This window comes from Bradyrhizobium genomosp. III, from assembly GCF_000261705.1.
GTDB classification, from domain to species: Bacteria; Pseudomonadota; Alphaproteobacteria; order Rhizobiales; family Xanthobacteraceae; genus Bradyrhizobium; species Bradyrhizobium ottawaense.
In genome coordinates this window covers 1-7,888 of record NZ_AJQF01000490.1, presented here as the reverse complement: position 1 = coordinate 7,888, position 7,888 = coordinate 1, and the positions used below count along the sequence as shown (strand labels likewise).

Here is a 7,888-nt window from a genome sequence, read left to right as displayed (position 1 = left end):
TGCGCAGGCGCCTTCGCCTGTCCCCGCCGCCGTAGCCCCCCCGCCGCCTGCTCTGCCTCCGGCCGCGACCGCCAGCAATGCGCCGGCCGAGACCGCCGTGTCGCCGCCGCCCGCGCCCTCTCCTCCGGCCCCTGCGCCGGTCGAGCAGCAGGCAGCGCCCGCCGCGCCGCCGCCGGCCCCGACCGTGGCTGCCGCACCTCCGGCTGCGGCCCCGCCTCCACCGCCCGCACCGGCCCCTGCCCCCGTTCAGGCCGCCGCCGTCGCTCCACCAGCTCCTGCGACCGCGCCAACGCGCGATCTCAATTCACCGCTCGGCGTCTGGCTCACCGAGGAGAAGGAAGGCAAGGTCCGCATCGAGCAATGCGGCACCAATCTGTGTGGCTATTCAGTCGACGGCAAATCGAACCAGAATGGCGAGCAGGTTCTGATCAACATGAAGCCCAGCAAGGACCAGAAATGGTCCGGCCGCATCCTCGATCCGAACTCCGGCTCGACCTACGATTCGACGATCGCGATGAAGGGCACCGACCGCCTGCGCGTGCAGGGCTGCGCCTTCGGCGGCATGTTCTGCGGCGGCCAGACCTGGACGCGCGTGAATTGAGCGGCTGATAGCACGTGAGCCAACATGGCGCAGCCAGGCTGACGCTTTTTCGCTCCACAACCTGCAATCGATGATCCGACTGCCGGGATAGTCGTCGCTATCCCCGCCGGGACCTCGTGCGTACGACCGCTCGATTCAAATGCCCCCACTGTGAACCATTTCATACTCTGCCCGCCATCGTTGCTTCTAGTCTGGATTGATAGCCAGACTATTTGCGACCTGATTACCGCGCAGTCGGCGCCGTTTCGCCGAGATTGAGTAGACCGAAAAGAACCATTTGCCGATCTTCTTTCGGCGCCGATAGTTGCGTAAGCGAGCGAGGTTGTTATGGAGGAACTCCGTGCGACGCCATCGCTAGTCTCAGGTGACTGGGGCCCCGGCTTGTTGATGTCGGAGGAAAGCATACGACGCCATGTGATCGGCGCGCTCCGTAGTCGGCAGACAAGCTTGACGACCGCGCTGCAGCCTCTGGTCGACGAGCAGATGCGGATGCTCGTTTCGGAGTTCGGTTTCGACGCTCAGACCGTGGGCAAGATCCTGCAATCGCAAAATGCCATGCTGAGCGTATTGTCGGATCGGTATGACGCGCTCGATGAAGCCGCACATTACAGCGAGCTTCCCTTCGTCGAACTGGCGAACGACGGCCGCATCGTCTATTCGAACGCGGCATTCGACAAGCTCATTCCCGGCAGGCGCGGCGCTGCTTTCTCCGGGTTGTTCGGATCCCGTGCAGCCGATGTGTGCATGGCCCTCCGGGCAAATCACAACACGAGTTTGCGCGCTGACATCCAGACCGACGAAGCGGTTCGTCAGGTCAGAGTCGAGATCGGCCCGCTGCGCGACGAAGACGGAAAGCCGGGCAATTACGCACTTCTTCTCGACCAGAGCGCTGAACAGAGCCGCCTCGATGCCTTGCAGGATGGCGTGCTCCGCACCGACCTCACAGGCAAGATCCGGTTCGCAAACGAGCGCGCGGTGCAGGTTCTGGGCTTCTCGGAATCAGAGCTCAAGGAGATGTCGCTCTCCCTCGTATTCGGACCCGAGGACGAGGGAACGACGAATCCGTTCGCCGAATGGATCACCAAGGAGACGGGCTTCTCGAGTTTCGTCAGGCTCCGCCCAAAAGACGGTCGTTCTGTCCTGGCAAGGGTCAGCGGAACGCCCTACATGGAAGCACCGAACAGCTCGGCCGGGTTATTGGTGCTGTTCGCCCCTCTTGCCGAAGATCGCGCCCGTCGCGAGCTCAAGACGATTTTGGCCGAGCACGCTGATCCGCAGAAGATCATCGAGGCAACGCTTCAGGTCATCGGCAAAGTCATCCCATTCGAAATGAGCACGTTCGGGGTCTACAACGATCTCAGCGATTACTGGCGAGCGGTCACTGTCTTTCCAAGACCTAGCTGGGAGTGGAGCACGCGTTGGTTCAAGGTGCCGCCCGGCGTGATCGATTGGCTCGAGCAGGGCAAGACGTGGGACAACAATTTGGCCGCGTTCGTCGAGCGCCTCAATCCGGAGGAAATGGACAACCCGGTGAGCAAGGCCATCATCGCCGACGAATTCGAGTCGATGCTCGTATTGCCGATCCGCAAAGCCGGAGGCCGGTTTGGAAGCTCACTGGCTCTGCTGTCCCGCAAGCACAAATACTCCGCCTCGGATCTGCGCACGCTGCAAAATCTCGGCGTCGAGGAGATATTGCAGGCCGCAGACGCCGCCATGGAACATGCCCAGGCACGCGCCTTGCGCAAACTCAAGGACGATTTGAACAAGGCAGCGAGCGCACGCGCCATCGCTGAACTGCTGGCCACAGGCACCACGAAATGCCTGGGCTGGGAGTATGTCGGCGTGTTCCGGGTCGATCGCCGCCGCAGCAAGTTCGTGCTGGTCGCCGAGCACGTCAAGAACGACCGGAACCTGCTCGTGAAAGCAGGTGACCGCAAGGCCGAATATACCCAGGAGCTGTCCAGCGGCATGCTCGGCAGCTGCCTGGCCGAGCGGAGCATTCTGGTTGTTCCTGACATCAGCGACACCGAGCGGAACTACGGCTTCATCAAAACCGCACCCGATCAGCGATCCGCCATGACAGTTCCCCTGTTCGTGAATGGCAAGATCGAACTGATTCTGGACATGGAGTCATCGGAGCTCAACGCGTTCCGTGGGCCTGATCAGGACGCGGCAAGTGGCCTCGCCGCTGACTGCGAACAGATCTTTGCGGCTCGCTGGCACGAAGCGATCGAGCACGCGCTCATGGATAGAATCGAGCAGGCGGCCGTCATCGTGGACGCCGTCGGCACGATCTGCCACATGAATGGTGCAGCGGAGAACATCTTCGGCCGGGCGCGTGACAAGAAGCTCTCGTCATTTGGCGCCCGGAACGAAGATTCCATGCAACTGTCGGAATGCGGGATCCAGCACCGCCTTCACATCCACCTGACGATCGGCGACGCACCGCGCACCGAGCTGACGACTCTCGCAAATCGCGAGCCGTTGAATGACGACTATGGTCATCAACTCTGGCTGTTCACCAGCCTTGCCGACCAAAGCCGGGAGAGCGACTGGGGTTATCTGGAAGAGACCGTCACCGCCGTCGCACGCGAGACCCGCGCCCCACTGTTGATGGCCGATGGCCTGCTGCGCGGCGCCGCATCGCTCCTGAGCAAACCAGAGCTCATGAGAAATTGCGCCGAGCTGCTCGAGCAGGCCGCCAACCACCTGCTGAGGGCCGACCTGACTTTCGAACGTCTGTCCGATCGTCTGACCGTTCAGCAGACGCCGCAGGAAGCCCCCGAGCAATTCGACGTATTGGAAGTGCTCTATCACGAGGTCGAAGGCCTTCCCGTCGAGGATCGTGACGCAATCCACGTCGTCGACGAGATTGCGATGCGTCGTCCGGTGCTTGTCAAGGGATGGACGAAGAGGTTGAGCTTTGCGTTTCGCTCTGCGCTCAGCTCCCTCCTGTTGTTGCGCATCACGCCGAACGACAGGTTGACCGTGACGATCGCGGAACGGCCGCCGCATCGTCTCTCGGTGTCCATGCGCTTACCCGCGACAATTGCCGACGCTCTGACACCGTCGGCGACGGACCCGATCGAGCAGAGCCAGCACCGGGCACGGCAGATGGCCAGCGTCGCGGTCGAGGCTATTCGCAAGGCTGCCGAGCAGCACGACGGCGATCTGATCGAGCTGGACGGCGCGGGATTCGAGTTCAACCTGCCATTGTGCGTGCAGGAGGCACCGGTATGACGGCGAAGATTGCCATAGCCACCGCCGAACCAAACATGTTCGAAACGCTACGGGGACATCTGCTCGCGGCAGGAGTGGCCCTGGAGGACTTGTACGACAAGCCTTTGATGACCCCGGACCAGACCAGCGAGTGGCTCATCGCGAATGAGACTGAATTGCTCGTGCTCGACGCCCGGTTGCCGACTGATCCCAGCGCCGTTTACGACACACGTACGACACTCGGCGCGAAGCACGTGCTCAACACCGTTGTCCTGGCCCAGGACCCCCACACCTCCGTGCTGGTCATCGCGCCTTCGTTCGGAACCTGCGCGGACCTGGAGGAAGAGTGCAGAGCAGCAGGCAACGCCCTAATCCTGCCGATGGACGCGCTGCAGCTGCACCGGCATCGGATCTTGCGCCCGTTCATTGCGATTCTCACCGGGCATCCCGACGAGACGAATGCGATTCCGGGCGCGTTCCGCGTGATCGAGATCGAAATCCATAGCGCCAAGGTCGAATGCCGGCTCGGAACGGGTGAAGACGGCTCTCCTATGCTTCGCTGGAACACCATCAGCGATCTCGATGACCTCAAATCTGCCGCCCAGACCTATGCGCGCGATGAGATGCCGCTGAACAACTGGCTCGGCCAAACGCGGGACATCGGAACACGCTTGTTCAAGAGCTTCGTTGTCAAAGCGATCGGCGAACATCTGTTCTCGCAGATCGAGAAGTCCGCGGGCGGGCTGGTGGGACTGTCGTTCCGGTTCGTCATCAGCGACGCAGGCTTTTATCCGGTGCCCTTCGAGGCGAGTGTACGTTATCTCTCGGAGGAAAATGGGCCATTCGTGCTTCTATACGCGCCGATTGTCCGGCGCATCCCGTCCTTTGTCCGCGGAAGGGCCAGCGAGCGAGCGCGGATCAAACAGGGCGCAAAACTGATGTTCGTTCGTTCTCAGATCGGTGAACATCCCGATCTGAAGCTCGACAGTGCGATCTGCGATGGCAAGAAATTCGACAAGCTTGGCAATATCGATACCGAACTGGAGCATGTGAAACAGCTGGGTGCCGCGGGCTGTTTCGATTTGAAGATCGTCAACTTGTCGGATGCCCCTCCGGGCGAGGCCGCCCCCTATCTGCTGAAGCAGCTCGACGCATTCCGGCCGACCATTCTCCACTATGCCGGTCACGCCTGGAGCGATGGCCAGCAGACCGCGACCCTCGTCCTTCCCGGACTGCAACCGCAGCAAGCGGTCGGCCTGAAGCTCGACAGGGTGGCGGCATCCGACGGGCTTTCAACGACGACGCTGGTCTACCTCTCGGCCTGCCGTGGCATCTCGAAGGGCTGCGTTCAGCAACTGGTGATGAACGGGATCCCCTACGCGTTGGGCTTCCGCTGGAATGTCGAGGACGAGCGCGCGCCGCAGTTCGCCAGGGAGTTCTATGACGAGCTCTACAAGACGCGGTCCGTTTGCGTCGCGTTCCGCAAAGCCTGCCGCGCATCGTGGGAAAGCCTGAACTACGACGAAGAGAGCCCGATCTGGCTCTCGCCGATCTTGCTGGCGCAGTCGACCGATTGGGCAGCACGCTGCCAGTGAGCAACCACTGGGCAGCTTGGAGTGGAAGGATGTCATGACAGTCTGGGCCACACTCAAGAACGTCGTGGAGCACTGGGCGAGCCGCGAGTTGCGGCGCCCATATGTCGGTTACGTCGCATCGAGCGGTGGCAACGCGATGACAGCGGGACAGACCTTCCTGCCCGAAGCGAGCTATTTCGGCGTGCGCATGGTCGAAATGGGCTTGCGAGAGGGCGGCAAGTTTTTCAGCTCGTTCCTTCCGCTCGGCGTCGTGCTCACCGAGTTCAGCTTCGGCGACGGGCGTCAGCGCCGGCCCACGATCCTGAGCAACGACGAGATCGCCGCTCAGCTGAAGGCGGCCGGTGCCGCTCCTGGTTACGTCGACTTCAAGAACATCTACGCCGTCAGGCGCGCGCCCATGAAGCAGGACAATTTGTCCCTGTTCGTCGGGCTGTTCCGCCTTCCGTTTCACGACGTCGCGCAACAGGTCCTGCAATTGGCCGCCGACCTGACCACACAGACCGGGCTCGCGCCGGGTGTTTCCGACGGGTTGCGCGTGGCTGAAAAGATCTACGACCGGGTCGCGGGCCTGTTCGGACTCAACATCGTCACGCCCTTGTTCTCCTACGCCGACGGCAATGCGCTCGGCCGCAGCGGCTATCTCCTGGTTGCCGGCTCCGATCTCGACGAAGCGGTTGCCAAGCGGCTGGTGGTGACCGACGACAGATTGCTGCTGGACGGTCAGCGTGTGTCTGGCCTGGACTATTGCCTCCTGGCCATTGAGTTCACAGCCAGCCTGCTGCCCGAGGGGCCGGATACGATCAACCCTCTCACCCAGCTCGGATTTCATCGACACTGGCAGGGTGTTGCAAGCAGCATCATGAAGCGGGAGCTGGAGCATGCGGACGAACAGATGCTGACGCTGCGCTCCGAAGTGATCACTTCGCCTGAGCTCGCCGAAAACGATCGTCTCGTGGCCATCGGCGCCTACCAGACCAGCTACGACAAGCTCGTGGAGCGCGTGACACCGAAAAATGCTCACCGCGGCTGGGAAGAGGCACTCCTGGCCGACCCCAACGACAAGACAATCGCCAAACCGGCCGTGACAGAGCTCCTGAAGGGCATGCAAATCCGCCTGCTCACCGGCATCAAGGACGCCCCGGACGATCCGGACAAGCTTTTTGCGTCCGAGGCGTTCGCATTGCGAAAGACTGTCGGCAAGGCCCCTCTGGTCGATACAAGCTCCGCCGTCTCGCTGGCGCGCGTGCTCAATCGCACCGCGAAAGCAAGGTGATGGCGCGAACGCCTGCTTTCACGCCTCTGCCCGGCTGACGCTAGGACACGATCGCGTCGGCGCCGTTCGACCGCATCCGTGACACCCCTCACATCGGTCCGCCCCGCGTCGTGACACGATTTCCCCCAGGTTCAGCCAATGGGGCGTGTCATGCGACTTCCTTGCAAGGGTATCTTTGCCGCGATCTCGGCCATCGCCCTGCTCTGCGGACAGGCAAATGCAGCATCGACGAGCTTCGACGGCGCCTGGAACGTGCGGATCTCGTCCTCGAGCGAGACCTGCGGCAACGGCGCCACCGTCGCGATCGGTATCAACAATGGGCAGATCGCATCGACCAGCGCCGCGGTGACGGCATCGGGCCGTGTGGCGGACGCCGGCAGCATCAACGTCACCTTGAGCACCGGCATCAAGCGCGCCGTCGGCTTCGGCCGGCTCAGCGGCACCTCGGGCTCCGGCACCTGGCGCGGTGCGCTGTGCAGGGGCACGTGGACGGCGGAACGGATGTAGGTTGCGGTGTCCCGGACGCGGTGCAGCGTTGTAGCGCTGGCCGCCGATCCGGGACATGTGCGCCTCAGCCCAGCGCCGCGCCGTACTCCGCGTCCGTCACCGGCTCCAGCCAGGTCGAGTAGACGCCGTCGAGTGCTTCCTGCATGGCGATGTGGCACATGCCGTTGGTCGGCGAGGCCCCATGCCAGTGCAGCTCACCCGGCGGGATCCAGACGGTGTCGCCGGGGCGGATTTCCCTGACCGGACCGCCCTTGGTCTGGACGCGGCCGACGCCGGAAATGACGTAGAGCGTCTGTCCGAGCGGATGGTGATGCCAATTGGTGCGCGCCCCCGGCTCGAACGCGACGCGCGAGCAGTTCAGCCGTGCCGGCGCGGGCGCCATGATCACGGGATCCTGCCACACGGTGCCGGTGAAGTTTTCCTTGGGCGCGCGGCGGGTCGGCCGCGTGCCGGCAACAGTGATTTCCATGGGGATGACCTCGCTTCCGTTACTTCTTGCTGGCGGCGTAGCGCGCCTTGGTCTCGGCGTTCATGGGATAGAGACCCGGCAGCACGGCGCCGTTGTTCACCTCGTTGACGATCCAGGCCTCCATCCGCTCCTGCTCGACGCCCTCGTTGAGGACGTGGTCGAGCATCGCCTGCGGGATCAGCACGCAGCCGTCCTGGTCGGCGACCACGATGTCGTTCGGAAAA

6 protein-coding genes and 1 pseudogene are annotated in these 7,888 nt (G+C 62.9%); 5 read left to right on the top strand and 2 right to left on the bottom strand.

What is annotated here, in order from left to right; genetic code table 11:
- The 5 genes from IC66_RS0138490 to IC66_RS0138470 all read left to right on the top strand — a co-directional run.
- Window positions 1-601, top strand: a 601-nt coding sequence (locus IC66_RS0138490) for a DUF2147 domain-containing protein (RefSeq protein ID WP_038951091.1), incomplete at its 5' end; no start/stop codon positions are given.
- A 447-nt stretch (window positions 602-1,048) separates the two neighbouring features.
- Window positions 1,049-3,841: a PAS domain-containing protein gene (locus IC66_RS0138485; protein ID WP_038951090.1), complete on the top strand. Its 2,793-nt coding sequence runs from the start codon at window positions 1,049-1,051 to the stop codon at window positions 3,839-3,841.
- Complete coding sequence (locus IC66_RS0138480; RefSeq protein WP_038951089.1) at window positions 3,838-5,415, top strand: CHAT domain-containing protein; 1,578 nt, start codon at window positions 3,838-3,840, stop codon at window positions 5,413-5,415. The genes IC66_RS0138485 and IC66_RS0138480 overlap by 4 nt, the downstream gene beginning before the upstream one ends.
- 34 nt (window positions 5,416-5,449) lie before the next feature.
- Window positions 5,450-6,688, top strand: a complete 1,239-nt coding sequence (locus tag IC66_RS0138475; protein WP_157158174.1) for a hypothetical protein — start codon at window positions 5,450-5,452, stop codon at window positions 6,686-6,688.
- Between the two features lie 150 nt (window positions 6,689-6,838).
- Window positions 6,839-7,195 (top strand): hypothetical protein, encoded by a 357-nt coding sequence (locus IC66_RS0138470; RefSeq protein WP_028144579.1) that lies wholly within the window; start codon window positions 6,839-6,841, stop codon window positions 7,193-7,195.
- 64 nt (window positions 7,196-7,259) lie between these two features.
- Here the strand turns inward: IC66_RS0138470 and IC66_RS0138465 are convergent, their stop codons facing one another.
- Complete coding sequence (locus IC66_RS0138465) at window positions 7,260-7,664, bottom strand: (R)-mandelonitrile lyase (RefSeq protein WP_028144578.1); 405 nt, start codon at window positions 7,662-7,664, stop codon at window positions 7,260-7,262.
- A 19-nt stretch (window positions 7,665-7,683) separates the two neighbouring features.
- A pseudogene (locus tag IC66_RS0138460) lies at window positions 7,684-7,888 on the bottom strand (ribonuclease activity regulator RraA); the annotation flags it as partial.